This is a genomic window from Micromonospora sp. A200, from assembly GCF_029893845.1.
Taxonomy (GTDB): domain Bacteria; phylum Actinomycetota; class Actinomycetes; order Mycobacteriales; family Micromonosporaceae; genus Micromonospora; species Micromonospora purpureochromogenes.
In genome coordinates this window covers 60,736-81,379 of the sequence record NZ_JARXXY010000028.1, presented here as the reverse complement: position 1 = coordinate 81,379, position 20,644 = coordinate 60,736, and the positions used below count along the sequence as shown (strand labels likewise).

General features: G+C 70.8%; 17 protein-coding genes. 16 read left to right on the top strand and 1 reads right to left on the bottom strand.

The window, feature by feature from the left end; genetic code table 11:
• The 12 genes from M2302_RS24410 to M2302_RS24355 form a co-directional block, all read left to right on the top strand.
• On the top strand, positions 1 to 1,245 hold a 1,245-nt coding region (locus M2302_RS24410), incomplete at its 5' end, for a hypothetical protein (protein WP_280840179.1).
• A gap of 88 nt (positions 1,246 to 1,333) precedes the next feature.
• Positions 1,334 to 1,912 carry a hypothetical protein gene (locus tag M2302_RS24405; RefSeq protein ID WP_280840178.1) on the top strand — a complete coding sequence of 193 codons (579 nt, stop codon included), beginning with the start codon at positions 1,334 to 1,336 and terminating at the stop codon, positions 1,910 to 1,912.
• The gene (locus M2302_RS24400; RefSeq protein WP_280840177.1) at positions 1,912 to 2,223 is read left to right on the top strand and encodes a LysM domain-containing protein; all 312 of its coding nucleotides are present in this window, start codon (positions 1,912 to 1,914) and stop codon (positions 2,221 to 2,223) included. The genes M2302_RS24405 and M2302_RS24400 overlap by 1 nt, the downstream gene beginning before the upstream one ends.
• Complete coding sequence (locus M2302_RS24395; protein ID WP_280840176.1) at positions 2,224 to 3,351, top strand: hypothetical protein; 1,128 nt, start codon at positions 2,224 to 2,226, stop codon at positions 3,349 to 3,351. It begins immediately after the preceding gene.
• 9 nt (positions 3,352 to 3,360) lie between these two features.
• Entirely contained in the window at positions 3,361 to 4,101 is a 741-nt protein-coding gene (locus M2302_RS24390; RefSeq protein ID WP_280840175.1) for a phage baseplate assembly protein V, read from the top strand.
• A gap of 9 nt (positions 4,102 to 4,110) precedes the next feature.
• Positions 4,111 to 4,512: a hypothetical protein gene (locus M2302_RS24385; RefSeq protein ID WP_280840174.1), complete on the top strand. Its 402-nt coding sequence runs from the start codon at positions 4,111 to 4,113 to the stop codon at positions 4,510 to 4,512.
• Between the two features lie 14 nt (positions 4,513 to 4,526).
• Positions 4,527 to 4,880, top strand: coding sequence for a GPW/gp25 family protein (locus M2302_RS24380; RefSeq protein ID WP_280840173.1), 354 nt, complete (start codon positions 4,527 to 4,529; stop codon positions 4,878 to 4,880).
• The gene (locus M2302_RS24375) at positions 4,877 to 6,370 is read left to right on the top strand and encodes a baseplate J/gp47 family protein (RefSeq protein ID WP_280840172.1); all 1,494 of its coding nucleotides are present in this window, start codon (positions 4,877 to 4,879) and stop codon (positions 6,368 to 6,370) included. The genes M2302_RS24380 and M2302_RS24375 overlap by 4 nt, the downstream gene beginning before the upstream one ends.
• Before the next feature lie 5 nt (positions 6,371 to 6,375).
• The gene (locus M2302_RS24370; protein WP_280840171.1) at positions 6,376 to 9,462 is read left to right on the top strand and encodes a phage tail protein; all 3,087 of its coding nucleotides are present in this window, start codon (positions 6,376 to 6,378) and stop codon (positions 9,460 to 9,462) included.
• A 14-nt stretch (positions 9,463 to 9,476) separates the two neighbouring features.
• The gene (locus M2302_RS24365) at positions 9,477 to 10,034 is read left to right on the top strand and encodes a hypothetical protein (RefSeq protein WP_280840170.1); all 558 of its coding nucleotides are present in this window, start codon (positions 9,477 to 9,479) and stop codon (positions 10,032 to 10,034) included.
• Positions 10,035 to 10,056: 22 nt separating this feature from the next.
• Positions 10,057 to 11,970: a DUF6519 domain-containing protein gene (locus M2302_RS24360; protein ID WP_280840169.1), complete on the top strand. Its 1,914-nt coding sequence runs from the start codon at positions 10,057 to 10,059 to the stop codon at positions 11,968 to 11,970.
• Positions 11,971 to 11,987: 17 nt separating this feature from the next.
• Positions 11,988 to 14,648 carry a vWA domain-containing protein gene (locus M2302_RS24355; RefSeq protein ID WP_280840168.1) on the top strand — a complete coding sequence of 887 codons (2,661 nt, stop codon included), beginning with the start codon at positions 11,988 to 11,990 and terminating at the stop codon, positions 14,646 to 14,648.
• A 365-nt stretch (positions 14,649 to 15,013) separates the two neighbouring features.
• Here the strand turns inward: M2302_RS24355 and M2302_RS24350 are convergent, their stop codons facing one another.
• Entirely contained in the window at positions 15,014 to 16,363 is a 1,350-nt protein-coding gene (locus M2302_RS24350) for a cytochrome P450 (RefSeq protein WP_280840167.1), read from the bottom strand.
• A gap of 108 nt (positions 16,364 to 16,471) precedes the next feature.
• Here M2302_RS24350 and M2302_RS24345 point away from each other — a divergent pair, with 108 nt between their 5' ends.
• The 4 genes from M2302_RS24345 to M2302_RS24330 all read left to right on the top strand — a co-directional run bounded on the left by M2302_RS24345 (position 16,472) and on the right by M2302_RS24330 (position 20,622).
• Positions 16,472 to 17,092, top strand: a complete 621-nt coding sequence (locus M2302_RS24345; RefSeq protein WP_280840166.1) for a TetR/AcrR family transcriptional regulator — start codon at positions 16,472 to 16,474, stop codon at positions 17,090 to 17,092.
• 210 nt (positions 17,093 to 17,302) lie between these two features.
• Positions 17,303 to 18,568 carry a hypothetical protein gene (locus tag M2302_RS24340; RefSeq protein ID WP_280840165.1) on the top strand — a complete coding sequence of 422 codons (1,266 nt, stop codon included), beginning with the start codon at positions 17,303 to 17,305 and terminating at the stop codon, positions 18,566 to 18,568.
• Positions 18,569 to 18,690: 122 nt separating this feature from the next.
• Entirely contained in the window at positions 18,691 to 19,374 is a 684-nt protein-coding gene (locus tag M2302_RS24335) for a hypothetical protein (RefSeq protein WP_280840164.1), read from the top strand.
• A 36-nt stretch (positions 19,375 to 19,410) separates the two neighbouring features.
• Entirely contained in the window at positions 19,411 to 20,622 is a 1,212-nt protein-coding gene (locus tag M2302_RS24330; RefSeq protein WP_280840163.1) for a M23 family metallopeptidase, read from the top strand.
• Positions 20,623 to 20,644: the final 22 nt, after the last annotated feature.

Here is a 20,644-nt window from a genome sequence, read left to right as displayed (position 1 = left end):
GCCATCACCGGGTTCGTGGCCGGCCTGGGCCTGGCCTTTCAGCAGGTCACCTCGGACCTGGAGAAGATCGTCCCGCAGCTGAACAGCTTCTTCGAGTCCATCGCCAGGTTGATGACGACGCTGTCGAAGTTCAAACCCGGCGAGATGGCGACCATCGCTGTCGGGTTCGCCGCGATCGCGGGCTTCGTCGCACTGCTTGGCCTGGCCTTCCAGCAGGTCACCTCCGACCTGGAGAAGATCGTCCCGCAGCTGAACGCCTTCTTCACCTCGATCAGCAACCTGATGACCGCAATCTCGAAGTTCACCCCGGGACAGATGGTCACCATCGCCGTCGGCTTCCTGCTCATCGCCGGTTTTGTCTGGCTGCTCGGAATGGCCCTCGACACCCTCAGCAAACAGGCGATCTCCGCGATCGGACCGCTCGCGACCTTCTTCACCGCCATCACCGCGCTGATGACCGCCATCTCCAAGTTCACCCCCGGCGAGATGTTCCAGATCGCCATCGGGTTCATCATGATCGCCGGCTTCGTGTGGCTGCTGTCCATGGCCATCAACACCCTCACCGCGCAATCGGTCGCGGCCCTGCCCGGGCTCGCAGCGCTGATCACCGCCCTCACGAGCCTGGCCTCGACCCTCGGCAACATGACCGCCGGCGAGATGTTCACCATGGCCATTGGCCTGATCCTCATCGCCGCGTTCGTCTGGGCCATCGCCGCCGCCCTGGTCTACGCCGCCGGGCCGCTCACCACCCTGGCGGGGCTGTTTGACAAACTCGGCGGAGTCCTGTCCACCGTCGCCGACATCGGCAGCGGCCTGTGGGGCGTGTTGTCCGACATCGGTGGGGTCATCGGCGACATCGGCAGCGGCATCGGCGACTTCTTCGGCGGAGTCGGCGAATCCCTGTTCGGCGCGATCGACATGACGGCCATGGTCAACCAGACCGCGCTGGCATCGGCCGCCCCACCCCCGCCGCCACCGCTGGCGGCCGCCCCGGCAGGGCCACCCGGCGGGCTCGGCGCCCTTGCTCCCGGCGGCGCGTTGGCCGCGGCACCCGTCGGCGGCGCCACCACGGTCGACCAGACCGTCAACGCCGGCGGCATCAACGTCAGCATCAGCGCCGACCGGCTCGAAGCGGACTCGGCCCAACTCCTCACCGACGACATCGTGGCCCAGCTCCAGGCCCGCCTCGGCGCTCTGCGGTCCACTCAGGACTTCCAAGCCGGTGCCCGCCCGGCCACGGCGTGAGGGGAGACGGAGCGATGAGAACAGCGCTCGAACAAGAGCCGGGGCACCGCGCGCCCCTGATCCACCGCAGCCGGGAAGGCGGCCCCCGATGACCAACCTCCAGCTCCGCAACCCGGTCCGCGGCTTCCTGGTCAGCGTCGGCCTCGATCCGGAGATCCTCGTGGAGTTCCAGTACAACCCCGACAAGATCACCGACAAGCGGTCGATCAGCTACGCCACTCTCAACGCTCCCGGAATGCTCATGCCGATCCGGCAGTACAGCGCCGGGGGTGAGCGCACCCTGTCGTTCACCGTCGTCGTCGACGGCCTGTTCCGAGGTCCCGCCGACGACGAGATCGACATCGCCCGCGACGAACGCGGCGGTATCGGTCCCGAGCTCAACAAGTACCGCGCCTTCATGCACCCCCAGACCGAACGCTGGCAGGACGCCAACGGCTCACCCGACGGCTTCACCGGCCTGTACACCGACTCCGAGACCGTCTTCGCGGCCCCACCGGCCTGCCGCTTCGGCTTCGGCGACCGCGTCACCGACTGCGTCGTCACCGAGGTCACCATCACCGAGCAGCTCTACAACCCGGATCTCGACCCGATCCGCGCCGAGGTGCAGGTCACCTGCGTCGAGCTCACGCCGTACAACCCCGATCCCGCGATCAGAGGTACCTTCTGATGCCCAGCCCACAGGCTTCCCGCTTCGCCGGTCTCCCGATCCTCGAGGTCGTCGCGCCCGACGGCGCCCGCCGCCATGTCCTCGGCCTGCGGCTGCGCGCAACGGACCAGGCCGGTAGTGAAACCCACCGGGTACGGCAGGGCGAGTCGATCGACCTGATCGCCCGCCGGCGGCTCGGCGACGAACAGCTGTGGTGGCGCGTGCTGGACGTCAACCCGTTGCGGTATCCGCTCGACCTGACCCCCGGCGAGCAGTTGCGGCTGCCGGACCCGGGTCAGGCGACACGGGCGACAAGGGCGAGGAGCTTCTAGATGACGGCTCCAGGACTGCCCGCACGGGTGACGTACTTCTCGGTGGTGGTCGAGGGACAGGACATCACCCCGTGGGTCTCCGCAGTGCAGGTCATCGAGGACGACCGGCTCGCCGACAGCACCACGATCACCGTCAACGACCCCCGGATGATCTACGCCGACGCGCTCATGGAGGGCTGCGTCGCCGAGATCGATCTCGGGTACGCCGAACCCGGCCAGCACGCGCTGCTGCTGCGGGCGCTGATCACCAAGGTCGAGGTGACCTATCCGGAGAACGGCGTGCCCCAGGTCAAGATCAAAGGCGAGGACAAGTCCATCGAGATGGGCCTGGCCGAGAAGAAGAAGAACTGGACGAGCACGACCGTCAACGCGATCGTCACGAAGATCGGCAAGCCGTACCACTTCGCCGGCATCGTGGCCTCCCTCAACCCCGATCCGCGGGTCACCAGGGAGAACCAGGACGCCAAGACCGACCTCGCGTTCCTGCAGGACCTGGCGAAGAAGTACACGGCGAAGTGTTTCGTGGAGCTAGACGAGAACGAGAACGAGGTCCTCTACTTCATCCCGGACCGGCGGATCCTGCACCTCAACCGCGCCGACAAGCTCGTGCTGCGCTATCGGCAGGGGCCCGGCAGCAATCTGATGACCTTCAGCCCGGCCTTCGACGCGAGCTTCATCGACCGCGTCAAGGAGGTCAACGACATCGACGACGGCGGCCAGGCCGTCAACACCCCGCCGCAGCCACCGGTGGAGGTGTTCATCTGGCCGCTCGCGTCCGATCTGCGCAGCCGGGCCAGACGCGCCGACCTCGATCGGATCAACGCGCTGTACGACGTCGGCGTGCAGGCCCGGGAGAAGCTCCAGCGGGAACTGGCGACGCCCAAGCCCACCACCGGGGCGGTCGCGGCAACCCAGCAGCAACTGGACGACGAGACCGGCGCGCTGGAATCCCGGCGGCTCGGGATGTCCGCCACCGGCACCACCGTCGGCTCGATCTGGATGCGCGCCAAATGCAACGTCTCGATCATCGGGGTGCACGAGCGCTTCGCCGGTGACTGGTACGTCACCAGCGTCACCCACACGATCGACACCAGTGGCTACAAGACCGACTTCAAAGCCGTGCGGTGAGGGGGAATCGTGGCTGACCAGTATTTCGGCAAGTACAGCGGCATCGTCAAGGACAACCGGGACGCCGAAGAACTCGGCATCCTCCAGGTGTCGGTGCCCACCATCTTCCCTCCGGACGAGCAGGTCCCCGCGCGGGCCGCGCTGCCCTACGGGATGTTCTTCGTACCCGAGAACGACACCCACATCTGGGTCGAGTTCGAAGGCGGCGACACCGCGTCCGCGCTGTGGACCGGGGTGCAGCACATCGCCGGCACCTGGGCGAGCGAGGCGGCGAAGAGCCCACCGACCGTACGCATGTTCAAGACCGCCTCCGGGCACCTGCTGATCTTCGACGACACCGACGGCAGCGAGTCCATCGTGCTGTCCGACGGCAAGAACGCCCACGAGCTGAGGTTCAACGCCGACGGGATCACGCTCACCGACGGCAGGAACAGCCACGTGATCACCTTGGCCTCCAGCGGCATCACGGTCACCGACGGCATGCACCAGCACGAGATCGAGATGAGCTCGAGCGCCATCCGGGTCACGCACGGCGGCGGGGTGGCGAAGGTGACCCTGGAGGCGGCATCGGTCAAGGCCGAGGCAGGGGCGTCCAAGGTGGAGCTGGGCCCGACCACGGCAACCGTGGACGGCCCGATGGTCATGCTCGGCGCCGGGGCCGCACCGGTCCTGCACTTCGGAGATCAGGGCATCGGCAACCTGGGCGCACCGGTCCCGATCCCCCCCACCCAGACCAAAGTGTTGGCGTGAGGGGCGGTCATGACTCTCGGCCCGGACAAGACGATCTGCGCGACAGAACTGCGCGAGGCGATGCGCTCCCAGCTAGACACCCTGAACCCCCCACTCGGTTCCAATGTGGATGACCCGCGGGTGAAGCCCAACTTCGACGCACTCGGCGACGGGGTCTGGCGAATTCTGACCGTGGACGCCGAGACGATCAGCAGCGCCGCGCAGGACCCGATGTTCTGGGCCTTCATCACGAACCTGCGGACCGAGATCGAGCAGCTACGCGCCTTCGACGCCGGGCTCAAGACCGCCTTCGCGGCCTGGGACCCCACGCTGCCGGCCAGCGGCACAGCGCTCAAGTCCGCACTCGCCGCGCTCGCCGTACCCGGTTCCACTCCGGCCGCGCCGACCAGGCTGGACGGGAGGGTCCGATGACCACGCTCCGGGGGATGTCCCTGCCCTTCCGGATCTCCGGCGGGCGCGTCCAGCAGAGCTCCGGACCGCAGAAGGTCGCCGAAGACCTGCGGCACCTGCTGTCCACCAGGCTGGGTGAGCGCCTGCTGCGCCGCGGCTATGGCGGCGGGGTGCAGCACCGACTCCAGCAGCCCAACGACCACACCCTGCGCACCCTGATCCGGCACGAGATCGAACAGGCTCTGCGCAGTCACCTGCCGCTGGCGCACCTGACGAGCCCGATCCGCCTGACGCACGACGAATCCGAACTCACCGTCACCTTCGACTACGTCATCGACTCCAGTGAGGTGGCGCAGCGCGTGGCACTCAAGCTGCCGAGGTCGTCATGAACGAGGTACGCGGGCTGCCCATCGATTACACCAATCTCGGGTACGAGGCGCTGCGCGAGTCGATGCTGTCCATCGCCCGCCAGACCCTCCCAGAGTGGACCGACCATTCCGAGAACGACCTCGGCGTCCTGCTGATCGAGCTGTTCGCGTACGCCAGCGACATCACCCTGTACTACCAGTCGCGGATCGCATCGCAGCTGTTCCCAGCGACCAGCGACGAGCCGGAGTCGCTGGTGCAGCTGGTGCGGCTGCTGGGATACGAGCTCCGATCCGCCACGCCAGCCACCGTGGAGCTCTCGGTCGCGGTCGACGCCGCGCAGGTGCTGCCGCTGACGATCCCGGCCGGTACGGCGTTCGTGGCCCAGACCAACACCGACGATCGCGCGCAGTTCGAGTCCGTACGGGACGTCACGATCAGCGCCGGAGGGCTGGGGCCGGTGGCGGAGGAGAACCTGCGCTGGTTCCTCCCGGTGACCGCGGTCGAGGGCCGCACGGTGACCGGGGAGCTTCTCGGAATCTCCGACGGCAGCCCCAACCAGGTCTACACACTCGGGGAAGGCCCGGTCATCGGCGGCTCGATCACGGTCACGGTGGACGGCCCGGGCGGTGCGACGCTCTGGCGCGAGGTGCGATCGATGTCCACCGCCGGCCCGGCGCAGCGCTGCTTCATGGTCCAGCGTGGCGCGGACGGCAGCGTGACACTGGTGTTCGGCGACGGCGTCAACGGCGCCGTCCCGCCCAAGGGCAGCGCCCTCGACCAGGTCGAGGTGCAGGCGACGTACCGGGTCGGCGGCGGACCGCAGGGCAACGTGCCGCCGGGTACGACCTTCACCTCCTCGATCAGCGCCCTACGCACAATCATCGCCACCGCCGGGGGCGCCGGCGGCGCCCCGGCCGAGAGCATCGAAAGCGCCCGCGATCTGGCCCCGCGCCTGTACCGCGCGCAGGACCGGGCGGTCACCGCGGACGACTACGTCGAGCTCGCCCTGCGTACGCCGGGGGTCGGCAAGGCCCGCGCCGTCGCCCTGAACTGGAACGACGTGCTGCTGTACGTCGCACCCAGCGGCCGGGTCGAGCAGCCCTCGGAGTTGCTGCGCCGGGATCTGCTGGCCGCGTTCGAGCTGTCCCGGATGGCCACCAGCGTGTTGCGGGTGCTCGGCCCCGAACCGGCCGACATCTACCTACAGGCCACTGTGCGCGCCGAACCGTACTACCTCCAGGAGGACGTGCGGGCGGCGGTGACCGGGGCCGCAGCGGGGCTGATCGCCTTCGACCGCGTCGAGTTCGGTGAGCCGATCTATCTGAGTCGCCTGTACGACGCGTTGCAGAGTCTCCCGCAGGTCGCCTCGCTCACCGTGACCCAGTTCAGTCGTACCCAGGACGGCGGGGTCGACGCCGACGGGGTCATCGAGCTGGAGCCCTTCGAGCTGGCCCGGGCCGGTTATGCCGAGACTATCCGGCTGGTGATCGAGGGTGGCGTGGCGAGATGAGCCCGGTGATCGTCAGCAGGGCCCCCACCCGGGCGCGCGCCGTATCCCGGCTACTCGGCCGCGGGGTCGAACTGAGCTGGGCCAACCCACCGGTGTCGGCGTTCGAGGGCGGCTTCCTGCTGGGCACCCGCGTGGTGCGCCGCGAACGGACCTTCCCCCTGGACCCGGCCGACGGCGATCTCGTCTACCCCGAAACCGAGCCCGTGATCGACCGGTTCACCGACACCGGCCTGACCCCGCTGACCCGCTACTACTACACGGTCTTCGCGTACGACGGCGCCGGCTTCCACTCCGGCGAAGGCTCCCGAGCCAGTGCTCTGGCCACCGATGATCACGGCCTGGCCGAACGCCTCTACCGGCTCCTGCCGGCTGTGCACCAGCGCGAGGACCGTCCGCTGCGGCCGGACGAGGTGCACGCCCTCGATCCGCGGGTGCAGGAAGGGCTGCGGATCCTGCCACCAGACCTGCGGGGCACGGGTCAACTGCGCCGCTTCCTCGTCGCGGCGACCGCGCCGTTGGCGTTGATGCGCACTACGGCTGAGGCCCTGCGGCAGCTCCACGACATCGACCGCGTGCCACCGGAGTACCTCTCCCTGCTGGCGGCATTCCTCGACTGGCGCACCGACCGGACCCTGCCGGTCTACTCCCAGCGCAACGAGGTACGGGCCGCGCCGCAGCTCTACCGCAGCGTCGGGAGCATCCCGAACCTGCGGTCCATCGTCACCCGCTACACCGGCTGGCAGATCAGGATCGCCGAGTACGCGCAGCACATCAACCGTTCGAACAACCCCCCGCAGCCGAACCTGTTCGCCCTGCGGGAGGCCGCCGCCGGCTGGCTCCCGGCGTCCGATGCCGCCGACCTGCTGGGTTTCGCGCCGCCCAACACCGGCGCCGGACACTCCACGGTGACCGGTACGACGATCGGACCGTTCGCGCTCGCCCCCGGCATGGAACTGACGGTGGGCACGGATGGAGCGGGGCCGGTCATCGCCCGCTTCGCCCGCGAGGACGCGGCAAACCTGGCCGCGGCCACCACCGCCGAAGTCGCCACGGCACTGAACCGGCAGTTCATCGACCTGACCGCCACCGCCCTGCCTGGCGGACAACTGCGTCTGGACGCGCACGGCGGCACCCTGCGGGTCGAAGCCCCCGGGTCGAGCCTGGTCACCCTCGACGGGGCCCCGCGCGGACGACTCTCGGTCGTACCGACCGGCGCCTCGGCGTTCCGGGTGTTCCACGCCGTCGCCGACCCGCTCGGCCCGGTCGAGGACCGCGCCGCCCGCCGCGCCGTCTCCGGCCGCGCGTTCCCCCGGCCCCCCGTGCCCGGTGAACTGGGCGTGCCCGTCGACGTCCGAGACGCCTCCCCATGGCTCCCGGCCGAGCCGGTCGGACAGATCAACGTCAAATCGTACCGGGGCGGACGGTGGGGAGATTCGGTGCCGCTGTTCCCCGGCGGCGAACCGGCCGCGGCGGCCCTGCCACCGGCGGGCTCCGGACTGCCCGGCCGGATCCTGCTCGCCTGGGTCGAGCGGCCAGGCACGCCGGAGTCCCAGATCCTGTTCAGCGTCGGCGTGACCCGCGAGCCGAGCCCGGCGGTGCTCACCGGCCGGACCGGAACCCCGTTCCCGATCCCGCACGGGTCCTTCCTGCTCGTCCGCGACGGCGGCGGCCGAGCCCGCGCCGCTCAGTTCGTCCGGACCGACTTCGCCGACCCGGACGCCCCGGGCATCGGCGACGTCGTCAACGTTCTCAACACCCGCCTCGCCGGGCTCCTGACCGCCTCGGCAGCCCCCGGCGGAGCGCTGCGGCTGACCTCCGTCGCCACCGGCGGTGACGCTCACCTCGAAGTGGACCTGCGGAACTCCACGGCCGCCGTGGCCCTCGGTTTCGGCCCGGACACCAACGTCGCCACCGGTGACTGGGGCGACCGGATCGACTGGGATGCGCCGCAACCGCTGTCCGCCGTGGCCCCAGGGCGCCTCGCCGACCTGGCCGCGACCCCGGATGACGCCGGCGCCGTCCGACTGGCATACGCGCGGCACGACGGGTCCGCCTGGCAGGTACGCACCATCCGCTTCGACGGCACGGCCTGGACCGGCGACGAGGCGCTCACCACCGGACCGCTGTCCAGCCGCGAAGCGAGCCTCGGCCGCGACCCCGACGGCCGGATCTGGGCCGTGTGGGCCCGCCAGGGCGCCGTCGGAGCCGCCGGATGGTCGCTGCGGCAACGGAGTCGCCCCGCCGCCGGGGTCTGGAGCGCCGAGACCGCGCTGACCACCGCTCCCGCGCCGACCAGCGCGGGGGACCGCGAGCCGGGGCTGACCGTACGCCCGGGACTCACTCCGCGGGTGTTCTTCCGTACCGACCGCAACGGCGGCGCCGACCTGTGGTCCATCCCCATCGGTGGGACCGCCACCGAGGTCACCGCCGGAGCGGCCGGAGACACCTGGCCCGCACCCGTCAGCGTCGGTGGTTCGCAATGGCTGCTGCACCGCAGTGACCGCTCCATCGGCCACGCCGCCGTCGGGAGGAGGGGGGCTCAGGACACCGGAACCCTGCGCCGGTACGCGGGGTCGACCACGGTCGTCCTCACCGACATCGACCGCCTGCGCCGACTGCGGACCTGGGACGACCTCGTCTCGTACACGCCGCACCGGCCGGCCGGGGAGACCGCCGCGGATCCGCTGCGCGAGGACGAGGTCTACACCCGGGGCACCATCGGCCTCTACCTCACCCAGGCCGTCTCCGGGCTCCTCGACGACAACATGGCCGAACGCCTGCGCGCCGTACTGCGTCGCTTCCTGCCCATCAACGTCCGGGCCGTGGTCTGGCTCGCCCCCCGCGCCGAGCTCGAGTACGTCTACTCGGCCGCGGCGGACCTGACCGACACCTACCTCGACAAACACCCCGATATCGACTATCTCACCGTCACCGAGGGCCTCAACACGGTCCTCCTGCCCGGCTGGGGGGTCCTTGGAAGCGCGCTGCTGTCCACCCCGCCACCGGCCGATCCCGAGGCCGCCGGGACCACCGCCGACGCCGCCGACCTGACCAGCCTGCGCTGGCGCACCCACCACCCACCGCTCCAGTGAGCAGGAGAAACAGCATGAATCTCGATGACCACGCCGAACACCCGGCAGACGGTCTGTACGGCCAGTTCCGGGACGTCCTCTACGACGCCGAGGGCCGACGCCAATGGGACCGCGGCTGGGTGCGGAACACGATCGTGGCCGACTGCCGCCGGCTGCTCGCTGGGTTCGTCCGCGGCACGCCGACCACCGCCGAGGCCGTCTTCGGGCTCGCCGTCGGCACCGGGATCCCCGCGTGGGACACCAGCGGCCCCCCGCAGCCCTCACCGAACCAGGCCGCTCTGGTCGACACCCACCCGCATCTGGTGCCGCGGGCGCAGCTCCAGCTGGACTACATCAACCCGGCCAACGGCACCATCTCCGCTCAGCCCACCGGGACTCTCCAGCTCAAGGCGGTGCTCGGGCCCGGCGTGCCGGGCTGGCCGGACGTCGACCACCCCACCAGCACGCTCCGCGAATTCGGCCTGGTCGCCAAGCTCAACGGCGCCCAGATTCTGATCAACTACCGCACCCATCCGGCCATCGCCAAGGACCCCGCGAGCACGCTCGAACGGACTATCTGGCTGGTGTTCTGAGACCCGAGAAGGAGCCGATCCCATGGCTGCCATCACCCCGAGCACCTTCGATCCGCTGCTCGCGCACGTCAACGTCCGGCTCCAGCAGGGCGTGCCGATCGTGGACGCGGACTGGAACCTGCTGGACGACATCCGCAAGTTCGAACTGCGCGCCTTCCTCAAGTGGTACGTCGGTGACGGCGTGCCCGACGGAAACGACGGATTCAGGATCACCGGCGGGCTGTCGAACAGCTTCACCATCCGGGCGGGCACCCAGGGGCCGCCGGGAAGCCTGTCCAACCAGGAGAGCGCACTCCGTCAGGTGGGTCGGTTCATCGTGGACGGCTTGGACGTCTTTTTGCATTCAGACCTGGTGTTCACCGCGCAACCCCTGCACCAGGACCAATCGGGCTCGGCCGCCCTCGCCGCCAAACTCGGGGTGCCCGTCATCGCGCCGCTGACCACCCCCAGCTCCGACCACCGGGTCATCGTGGAACTCGACGTGTGGGAACGCCTGCTCACCCCCGACGAGGAACCGAAGCTGGTACACACCGGGCTGGGCGTGGAGACCTGCGCCCGCACCCGCCGCGAATGGGTGGTCCGGGCCTACCCCGAGTCCGCGCCCGGCCCGCACCTGCCAGGGCACTCGTACGCCACCCTCGCGCTCCTGCAACGCTTCAACGGGCAGGCCGTCACCTCCGACGGCCAGATCATCGACCGCCGCCAGCGGCGCCTGCTGCTGCCACCGGCGCACCTGATCACCGACATACTCGGCATCGACCCGTACGAGTACCGCGCCGGGCAGGGCCGTCCACCGATCAGCATCCGCGAGGCCGTCAACGCGCTCCTGGCCGGGCAACTGCCCACCACCGCGGACCTGCCGGTGTCCCCCGGCCCCGGCTCGGACACCATCCGGCGGGCCTTCGTGCTGGACTCTCAGAACGGGCTCGCCGCGTTCTGGGTCTCGCCACGCGTCGGCAGCGTCAACCAGATCTTCGCCACCAGACTCGACCTGGCCACGCCCGAGGCGGGGTTCGCTCCCGGGGTCGCCGTGACCAGCGGCACCACCCACGTCGAACCTACCGCAGTGCCACTGCCCAACGGTGAGTTCCTCGTCGCGTACCAGAACGGGCTGATCAGCAACTCCACCACCGACGTGGTCTTCAAACGGGCCACCCTCGCCGGGCTTCCCGCCGCCCCGGAGCAGACGCTGTCGGCGACCGCCGGAACGGCCGACGAGACCCCGTTCGGGGTGCTCGCCGGGGACATCGTCACCTTCTTCGTCCGGCAGGCGGCCACCAACACGTGGTTCTTCCGCCGCTACCGGCACACCGACAACACCTTCATGGACTCCACCCCCGTGGCGCTTCCCGCGCCGGCCGCCGCGGGTGTCGCCGGCGGCCTGCACGCGTCCGTGGCCGGAGGAGTCGTCTGGCTCGCATACGTGACCACCGCCGGAAACACGATGACGCTCGCCCGGCTCACGCCCACCGCCGCGGCCGGCTCGGCCGTCGACCACATCATCCCCGGCCCGCTGACCGGAACGGACCCGTTCGTCGTGGGGGTCAGCGGCACCGAGGCCATGGTCTTCTACAAGGACACGCAGATCAAGGTCGTCAGCGCCCTGAGCGGCACCTGGCAGACCGGGTCGATCGTCACCATCCCGAGCACCGACACCGACACCCAGCCGGCCGCCGCCCGGGACGCCAACGGCACCTGCTTCCTGCTGGCGACCCGGCCCGTTTCGGGCGCCGGCAACGAGGTCTTCCTCCGCAGACGCGATCCGGCAACCGGGGTCTGGGGATCGGCGCAGCAGGTCATCTCCAACCCGTCCAACGACCAGAACCCGCACCCGGTCGTCGTTCCAGGACAGGGGATCTGGGTCCTGTGGCGCAGCGACCGGCCCGGTTCCGGCAACTTCGACCTCTTCGCCAAAAGGATCGTCACCGCCATCTAGTCCCGGAAGAAGGAACCATGCCCGCCATCTCACCAAACACTCCCGCAGCGCCGAGCTACACCATTTCGGGCGCCAAGGCGTTCGTGGCCAACTCCCAACTCGATTTCAACGGCGTCCCACGCGCCTTCACCATCTCCTACCCCGACCCGGCGCCCGCCGGGCTGTCCCTCGTGCTTGTCCGGGTCACCGCCCCCACCGGTTCGGTGAACCTCGACGCGCTCGCCACGGCCGGCACCGTGGACAGCACCAGCATCCCCGGCCGCGATGTCAGCGCCACCCGCAGCACCGCAGGCGGGATCACCCAGGTCACCTGCAACATCCAGGACCCGTCGGAGGCGGGCGTTCTCGACGAGCACTACGAGGTGCGGGCCTCGGCCGCCACGGCGGTCGGCTGGACCTACTCGGTGGACAACGCCTTCAACTCCAACGTGATCCGCCTCGTGTGCGATCCGGTCGCCGCCTACAACGGCCTGCCGCCCACCCTGCTTGAGAAGCAGCTCCTGACGGTGACCGCGCAGGGCGCGGCCGGACCGGCGCTGACGCCGACGGTGGTCCGCAACACGATTCCGGCGAACGGGCTGGTGCTGCCGGCCCCGGTGCCGACCTACCAGTTCGGCCACGAGGGCTCGATCTCCATTCAGGGCCTGCCCTCGGCGCCAGGTACGAGCCAGACCTACCAGCTGGTCGACGCCTTCGCCGCCCCCGTGCCGCTTCCGGGCGTGTACGGCTCGACCCCGGTGGACTTCACGGTGGACGTGGTGTACCCGGGCATCGGGGGTTCCGCGTTCCTGACCGGGCACGGCACGGGCTCCTCCGCCATCACGCCCAGGCCGCAGCGGGTCCAGCTCGTCCTCGACCGCTCCGGGAGCATGGGCGCCGAGCACCGCTGGGACAACGCCAAGACCGCCGCGCGGATCTTCATCAACTTCTTCGGGGAGTTCCGCGCCGGGGTCAACGGCGACGACCGGATCGGCGTGACCGTCTTCGAGGACAACAACTGCACCTTCCGCAACTCCGGGCCGGCGCTGCCGCCGTTCATCACCGACGTGGTCCCCCTGGGTACGCCCGCCGCCGTGGCGGGCGCGGATCTGGGACCCGCGGTCTTCGACTCGCCCGGCGGCTGCACCCCCATCGGCGACGGCCTGTTCTTCGGGCTGAAGAAGCTGGAGGCGCTGGGATTCCCCGCGAACGTGCGCTTCACCGTCGTCCTGCTGACCGACGGCGACGAGAACGCCGGAACCATCAAGATCGGCCCCGGCGTGGACCCGGGCAACCCGAAGACCTGGGCCCAGGCAAAACTCGACCCGGACATCGACCAGATCACCGGGCCGACGAGCGACCTGAACCTGTTCACCATCGGCCTGGGCTCGGCGCCGAACTTCACCGTCCTGAACAGCCTGGTCGCGGCCGGGCACTTCGCCGCCGCCTTCAGCGTCGGCACGCTCATCGACCAGTTCGCCACGATGTTCTCCCTGTCGCAGGAGGCCAACAAGCTCCTGACCCGCTTCACCCGGGTGGTGGCGGACCCGGTGCCACCAGCCCCACGCACCGAGGTCTTCTTCGACACCAGCAGCGCGCAGCGCTTCGGTGTCGCCGTGCTGAAGGTTCTCGACCCGGCAGCTCCGACCGACGCGATCGACAACGTGGAGATCGCCCGTTGGGACGGCACGACCTTCCAGGTCGAGAAGATCGTCCCCGAGGAGTTCGAAGGACACTTCTACCTCGGCGCGTCCGACGCGAGCGCCTTCAACGGCGGCACCGCGACCTGGCGGATCCGGCGCTTCAACGGCGGGACGGTCAAGCCGATCGCCCTCGAGGACGTCTTCGCCTTCGAGGATCTGCATGTGAAGTCGTCCCTGTCGATGGACAAGAAGGACTACCTGACCGGCGACGAGATGCAGCTGGCCGTCGAGATCCGTCACGACTTCGCGCCCGTGCGGGGCGCGACCGTGCGGGCCGTGCTCGACGCGCCCGCCGAAGGCGTCGGCTCGCTGCTGGCGGCCCTCGACCGGGATGACGTGGCGCGGCAGCAGCGGCGGGACCGGGACGGGAAGGACCGGCCGCGAGGCAGGGGCGCGCTGATCGACGCCGTGCTGAAGAAGTACGACTGGGACGGGCTGCCGCGCTGCAACCCCGACCCCGGCGGGCTGTTCATCGACGGCACCGACCTGCTGCACGACATCAACGGCGACGGGATCTACACCAACACCTTCGCAAAGGTCCACGTCGAGGGCGTCTACAACTGGACGCTGTCGGTCAACGGCACCGACTCCGACAACAACCCGTTCAGCCATCGGCTGGACCGGTCCACACTGGCGTCGATCAGCATCAGCCGCAAGGCCACCACCATCCGCAGGGAGACGCTGAAGAAACAGTCGCCCTCCTTCACCGCGGTCAAGGTGACCATCACGCCGCAGGACGACTTCAAGGAACTACTCGGTCCTGGATTCGACGACACGGTCATCTGGGCCGTCAGCGACGGCGGCGTTTTCGAGCACGTCCAGAAGCAGCAGCCAGCTCCGGTCAACACCGACGGGACGTACACCCGCATCGTGATCTTCAAGCGCGGCGAGAAGCCGACCTTGCGCGTCTCGGTCAACGGCGTGATCCTCCCGAAGATCTACCTGACCCACACCGAGCCGACCCGCGAGACGCCGGACCCGAAGACCACGGCGTGAGCCGGGCACCATGGATGAACGGGTGGCACCGCCGAGGCGGTGCCACCCGTGCCCGGGACCGCTCAACTCAGGGGGTACCCGAGCCGGCCGGTGACGCCCAACCACTCGTCGGTCCGGAACTCGGATGGGTGTCCGGGTGGAGATGACGTCACCGGAGAAGCGCGGCATGAACCCTACTGTGGAAGCTGACGAGGTGCTGCCGGCTGCCGTTGCACATTCGCCCGCACCCCTCGGGAAGCGATCTCGCCGGTGGCGGGCCGGGTCGGCGCCACCACCGGCAAGATCGCAATCGTCCAGCGAGCCCACCGTGGACTCGCTCACCGCATGTTTGTCGATGCCGTGGCCGACGGCGGTCAGCTGGTCGGTCAGCGACCCACCTCGCTGCATTCGCCGGCCGCCACGGGTTGCACCGCCGGGGTCGCCCGGCGACGCACCATCGCCCGGCCTCCCTTTGCCGGAGCGTTGGCGACACCGCGGGAATGCCAGCGCTCGTCGCGCTCGTCGGTCGGAATCAGCGTGAAGTCGCGCAGCAGCGTACGCAGCACAACCTCCATCTCCATGTTCGCGAATGCGGCGCCAAGGCAGCGCCGGGTGCCGCCGCCGAACGGGATCCACTGGTACAGGTCCGGTTTCGCGTCGACGAAGCGGGACGGGTCGAACACCTGCGCGTTCGGGAAGAGCGATTCATCCTCGTGGATCAGGGCGATGCTGACGAGCACGGCGTACCCCTTGGGCACCGTCCACCGGCCGAGTTGCAGACTCTCGGCCTTCACCTGGCGTCCCACCATGTCGATCACTGGTCGGGTGCGCTGCACCTCGACGATCGTCGCTTCACGCAACGCTTTGCCGCCCGCATCCACCTCCTCGACCAGGTCGCGCAGGACCTCGGGGTGGCGGCGAAGCCGTTCGACCGCCCAGGCGAGCGTCGTCGCCGTTGTCTCGTGCCCGGCGGCGAGCAGGGTGAGCAGCTCGTCGGCGATCTCGCTGTGGCTCATCGGCGAGCCGTCGTCGTAGCGGCTCTGCACCATCATCGCGAGGATGTCGTCACGCCGGTCGAGGCTCTTGTCCTGCTTCGCCCTGGTGATCAGTCGTTCGACGACGGCGTCGTAGTCGCGGCGCATGGCCCAGAACCGGCCCCACGGACTCCATCGTCCCCAGTCGACGGTCGGAACGGGTACCACGGCCAGCCGAGAGCCGAGCGTGACCAGCGCCGGCAGCAGCTCGCGTAGCTGGGCGAACTCGGCGCCTTCGGCGCCGAACACGGCCCGCAGAATGACATTGAGCGTGATCCGCATCATCGACGGCAGTGTCGCGAACGCGGGGCCTTCCGGCCACGAGACCAACTCGCGCACCGTCTCCTCCTCGACGACCGTCTCGTACGCGGCGAGCCGGCGGCCGTGGAACGGCGGCACGAGCAGCTTGCGCTGTGTGCGGTGCTCCTCACCCGCGAGCGCGAACAACGAGCCGGGGCCGAGGACCCGCCCGAGGTTGCGTTCCAGGTTGTCGACGACATCGGAACGGGCCTGGAACAGTTGCTTGATCTCGGCGGGGTCGCTGATGACCACGGCGTGGCCGAAGATCGGCATGTTGATGGTGAAGGCGTCACCGTAGCGGTCGCGCAGCCGGGGCATGCCGCGGCGCGGCATGGTCAGCGAGTAGGCGACCTGCACGAAGCGCGGGGTCGAGGGGCCTGGCGGAAGCGTCACAGTGGTCATCAAGCCAGCACCTTCCCGGCATGGTACGTGGACGTACCACTCGCACGGTACGCTGGTGTACCGTCGCATTCAAGGGCTTCACTGGAGGCAAGGGGTACCGTGACCACCGTGATCACCGCCCGACGCCAGCGCCATGCGGAGCCGAGCGCGTCTGACGACGCGGGGACGTTCCGCCAGCGGCTGCTCGACGGCCTCGCGGTGTCGATCGCGGAGGTCGGCTACCGGAACACCACAGTCGCCGACGTGGTCCGACACGCGCGCACCTCGCGGCGGACCTTCTACGCGCACTTCTCCGACAAGGAGGCGTGTTTCGTCGCCCTGCTCACCGACGCGAACGAGGAGATGATCCGCCAGATCTCGGCCGCCGTCGATCCGAGCGCACTCTGGACGAGCCAGGTGCGACAGGCGATCGAGGCCTGGATCGCCTCCGCGGAGTCCGCGCCCGCCATCACGTTGAGCTGGATCCGTGATGTGCCGGCGCTCGGCACGGCGGCCCGCCGGTTGCAGCGCGACGTGATGGAGTCCTTCATCCTCATGATCCAGACCCTGTGCGACACCGACGAGTGGCGCTCCGTCGGCGCCGGACCGGTGGCCCGGCCGCTCGCGATCATGCTGCTCGGCGGGCTGCGCGAGCTGATCGCGGCCACCGTCGAGGACGGTGGACCGATCAGCGACGTCACCGAGGTCGCCGTCCAGGCTTCGATCGCCCTGCTCGGCCCGCGCGCCTAGCATCCCGAAACCTGGCAGATGGCTCGGCTGGCTGCCTGCGCCCGGCTCGGCGTTGACCGCCGTCAACAAGCCACGGGCGACACCACGAGCACGTCGTCCCGCCTTCCGGGCAGAGGGGTCATCGCAGGCCGGCGATCAGGCGTGCCAAATCTCTCCTTTCGGAGCTAAAGGTACGCATCGATTCTCGCCGCGTGTCCTGACTCGACCGGCGTGGTTGTACTCGATGTGACGCCACAATCACCCATCACCACGACGGATCGGGCAACGGCGCCCCGGTGGCGGCTCACCTGGGCGCTGCGCGAGAACGAGCGCCGGCGGCGCGCGTTCGACAGCGAGACCGCGGCCTGGCACCGGCACCACGACCACCTGGTCCGGCTGCGGATCGAGGCCGCCGGCTTCCACGGGTACGCGCAGCCGCGGGACAGCCTGCCGATGAACCTGGGCCGCGACGAGGTCGTCTACCGGGTGCAGCCGGCCGCGGAGCTGGCCGAGGCCGGGGCGCGGCACATCGCCGGACTGCCCACGCCGGAGCTGACCGTCACGGCGCCGGGCGCCGCCCACCCGCCCCGGCGCGGGCTGCCGACGGGCCTGCGGGTCGTCGACGCGGGCATGGCCGTCGTGACCAACCACCGGGTCGTCTTCTCCGGCGGCGCGAGCTGCCGGGAGTGGACGTACGCGGACATGGTGGGGCCGGCACACCACCCCCACGTCCCACTGACCCTGCTGCACACCGCCGACGGGAGTCCGCTCGCCGGGCTGCGCGTACCGGCCAACGCCACCGTGAACTTCCGCTTCTACCTCACCCTCGCCTTCGCCGCCGCCACCGGGCAGCGAGCCGCCGTCGCCGCGCAGGTCGACGCCCTGCTGGCCGGGCACCGGCACACGCGGCCGACGCCACCGGCACCGGCCGACCCGGCCCGGGCCCCGCTGACCGCGGTGCGCCCCGACCGCCCGGCAGTCGCCGCCGCCACCGTCGTCACGCTGGCGTTCGCGACGCTCTCCGCCGGCACGTCCCCGACCGAGCAGGCCGGCCCGACCTACCGGGCGGCGCTCGGGGCCGGCGGCACCGCCGGCACCGACCCGCCGGCCGCCGAGTACGGCACCACCCCGAACACCCCCGCCGCGCCCGAAGCCCCGGACAGCGATCCGGCCCCCGCGCCGACCGGCCCGGCGACAACGGCGCCCGCCGACGGCGGCACCCCCCGGGTGGTGGGACCGATGCCGCGCCGGCCCCGGACGAGCCTGGCCGCCCCCGCAGCCGGGGACGCGCCGACGAACCGAGTTCCGGGCCCCGCCCCGACCACCGTGCCGGCCCCGACCACCACGCCGGCCCCGACCACCACGCCGCCCCCGACCACCGCTCCCAGCCCGACCACCGCGCCATCGACGCCCGAGGCCCCCATGCTCGACCTCTGCCTCGAACCCCTGCAGCTGCCACTGGTACAGCGGCTGCTGTGCCCAACGACCAGCCGCTGAGCGGGCGGTAACCGCGTCCGCGTCGCCCCGCCCGTCTACCGGCAACCGCCACCGGCGACCGGCGCGGAGCCATCCTGATCGCCGGCTCAGCGCCCGCAGCCGCGTCGGCCTACAGTGTGCCCATGTGGGAGTCGATCACCGCGCCGGCGGTGGGCCTGATGGCCGCCATGGCAACGGCTGTTCCGACGCCGGCTGTTCCGACGCCGCCGCCGTCGGTGGACGCCGCGCCGGTGTTGACGTCGACACCGTTCGGCGCGCTGCCCGGGCAACAGGTGACCCACACCGTCACGATCTCCGGCAGCGGCACCCTCACGACGACGCGGGTCACGTTCACCACGACGGTCGATCTCGACGGTGTCAACGCCCGGGCCGAGCCGGGTCGGTGCACGCCGTCCCCGCGTACCGTCGTCTGCGACCTCGGTGACCTGCGCCTGGGCCCCGGCGGGGCGGCGCCGCGGATCACGATCTCCGGGCGGGTCCGCCCGGGTGCGCCGCCGGGCACGGTGGTCCGCAACCGGGTCGGTGTCACCTCGGTGGAGACCACCGCGACGGGCGCCCGGACCACCAGCAACGCCTACCTGCTCCCGGGCTCGACGGCCACGCCCACCGATCCGCCGCCGCGATCGACGGCCATGGCGAGCGAGGTCCCGCCGTCCGGACGGTCGATGCGGGTGCCGGCCATCGCGGCGGCGGTGGCCGGCGCGGTCGCGGCGTTGGCGCTGCTGGCCCGTCGGCGGCTGCGGCGGCGTCCGGGTCCGTCGCCGGCCGATTCGGCTGTAACGACCGGGCACCCCGATCCGATGTAGCAAGGGGACGACACGAGCCGGCGGCAGGAGTACGGCATGGAGCAACGCTGGTGGAGGCGGGCCACGCTGGCGACCGTCGCCGGGTCCGCCACGCTGATGATGACGGCCCTGTGCCTGGATGCCGGTGCGGCGAGCGCCGGGGCGCAGAGCGCGGCGCAGGGACCACTGCCCCTGCCGACCCTGCTGCCCCTGCCGAGCCCGTCGCTGCCCGTGTCGCTGCCGCCGATAGAACCGCCGAAGGTGACGCTGCCGCCCCTGAAGCCGCCCACGGTCAAGCCGCCGACCCGCCCGCCGGCCACCGCGTCGCCGACGGCGCCGCCCGCGACCACCCCGCCGACCGGCGGCACGCCACCACAGGTGGGCGTCCCGGGCCCCGGCAGCAGCGGGTCGATGGTGGACCCCGGATCGGTCCCCGCGCTCATCGCCGGCGACCCCGGCGCCGACCTCTACCCGCAGCCGCCGGTGGACGCGGCCGGCACGCCACAGGCCCGCCAGGTCGCCGCGCTCGGCGACGTCCAGCACCGGATCCAGTACCTGGAGAACACCCTCGCCCGGACCCGCGCCGACCTCGCCAAGGTGCGGCGCGTACCGGATCCGGTCCTGCACCTGCTGAGCACCCTGACCGCCGGCGGGGACGCGGATGCGGCCTCGCCGTTGACCGTGGCGGACTCCGCGGACGTCGCGGACACCCCCACCGGCCACGCCGTCGCCCTCTCCGGCGCGATCACCGCCGGCCAGGCCGAACTCGTCCGCCGCCGGCAGGAGGAGACGCGGCTCCGGCAGGAGATCGACCGTCGGGTACGCGCCGCGCCCGCCGTGGCGGCACCGGCCCGCACCGTCGCCACGGTCGGTCGCGGCCGGCTCGGCCGACCACTGGCGGGCCGACTCACCAGCCGGTTCGGCACCCGGTTCGACCCGTACTACCGGGTCTGGCAGTTGCACGCCGGGGTGGATCTCGCTGCCCCGACCGGCACCCCGATCCTGGCGGCCGCCGACGGCCGCGTCTCGCGGGTCGGCTGGTACGGCGGCTACGGCAACTACACCTGCCTCGCACACGGCCGGGCGGACGGGCAGCGACTGTCCACCTGCTACGGCCATCAGTCCCGGCTGCTGGTGTCGCCCGGCCAACGGGTCCGCGCCGGCCAGGTGATCGGACTGGTCGGGTCGACCGGCGCCTCCACCGGCCCGCACCTGCACTTCGAGGTTCGTCTCGGCGGCCGTCCGGTCGACCCGCTGCCCTGGCTCTGAGCCGTGCCCGTCCTCAGGGTGG

What these genes read in the sequence shown, in the direction of transcription:
- M2302_RS24375 (WP_280840172.1), top strand. Translation starts at nt 4,877, where the DNA reads ATGAACGAGGTACGCGGGCTGCCCATCGATTACACCAATCTCGGGTAC.
- M2302_RS24335 (WP_280840164.1), top strand. Translation starts at nt 18,691, where the DNA reads ATGTGGGAGTCGATCACCGCGCCGGCGGTGGGCCTGATGGCCGCCATG.
- M2302_RS24400 (WP_280840177.1), top strand. Translation starts at nt 1,912, where the DNA reads ATGCCCAGCCCACAGGCTTCCCGCTTCGCCGGTCTCCCGATCCTCGAG.
- M2302_RS24360 (WP_280840169.1), top strand. Translation starts at nt 10,057, where the DNA reads ATGGCTGCCATCACCCCGAGCACCTTCGATCCGCTGCTCGCGCACGTC.
- M2302_RS24405 (WP_280840178.1), top strand. Translation starts at nt 1,334, where the DNA reads ATGACCAACCTCCAGCTCCGCAACCCGGTCCGCGGCTTCCTGGTCAGC.
- M2302_RS24395 (WP_280840176.1), top strand. Translation starts at nt 2,224, where the DNA reads ATGACGGCTCCAGGACTGCCCGCACGGGTGACGTACTTCTCGGTGGTG.
- M2302_RS24365 (WP_280840170.1), top strand. Translation starts at nt 9,477, where the DNA reads ATGAATCTCGATGACCACGCCGAACACCCGGCAGACGGTCTGTACGGC.
- M2302_RS24350 (WP_280840167.1), bottom strand. Translation starts at nt 16,363, where the DNA reads ATGACCACTGTGACGCTTCCGCCAGGCCCCTCGACCCCGCGCTTCGTG.
- M2302_RS24385 (WP_280840174.1), top strand. Translation starts at nt 4,111, where the DNA reads ATGACTCTCGGCCCGGACAAGACGATCTGCGCGACAGAACTGCGCGAG.
- M2302_RS24330 (WP_280840163.1), top strand. Translation starts at nt 19,411, where the DNA reads ATGGAGCAACGCTGGTGGAGGCGGGCCACGCTGGCGACCGTCGCCGGG.
- M2302_RS24380 (WP_280840173.1), top strand. Translation starts at nt 4,527, where the DNA reads ATGTCCCTGCCCTTCCGGATCTCCGGCGGGCGCGTCCAGCAGAGCTCC.
- M2302_RS24355 (WP_280840168.1), top strand. Translation starts at nt 11,988, where the DNA reads ATGCCCGCCATCTCACCAAACACTCCCGCAGCGCCGAGCTACACCATT.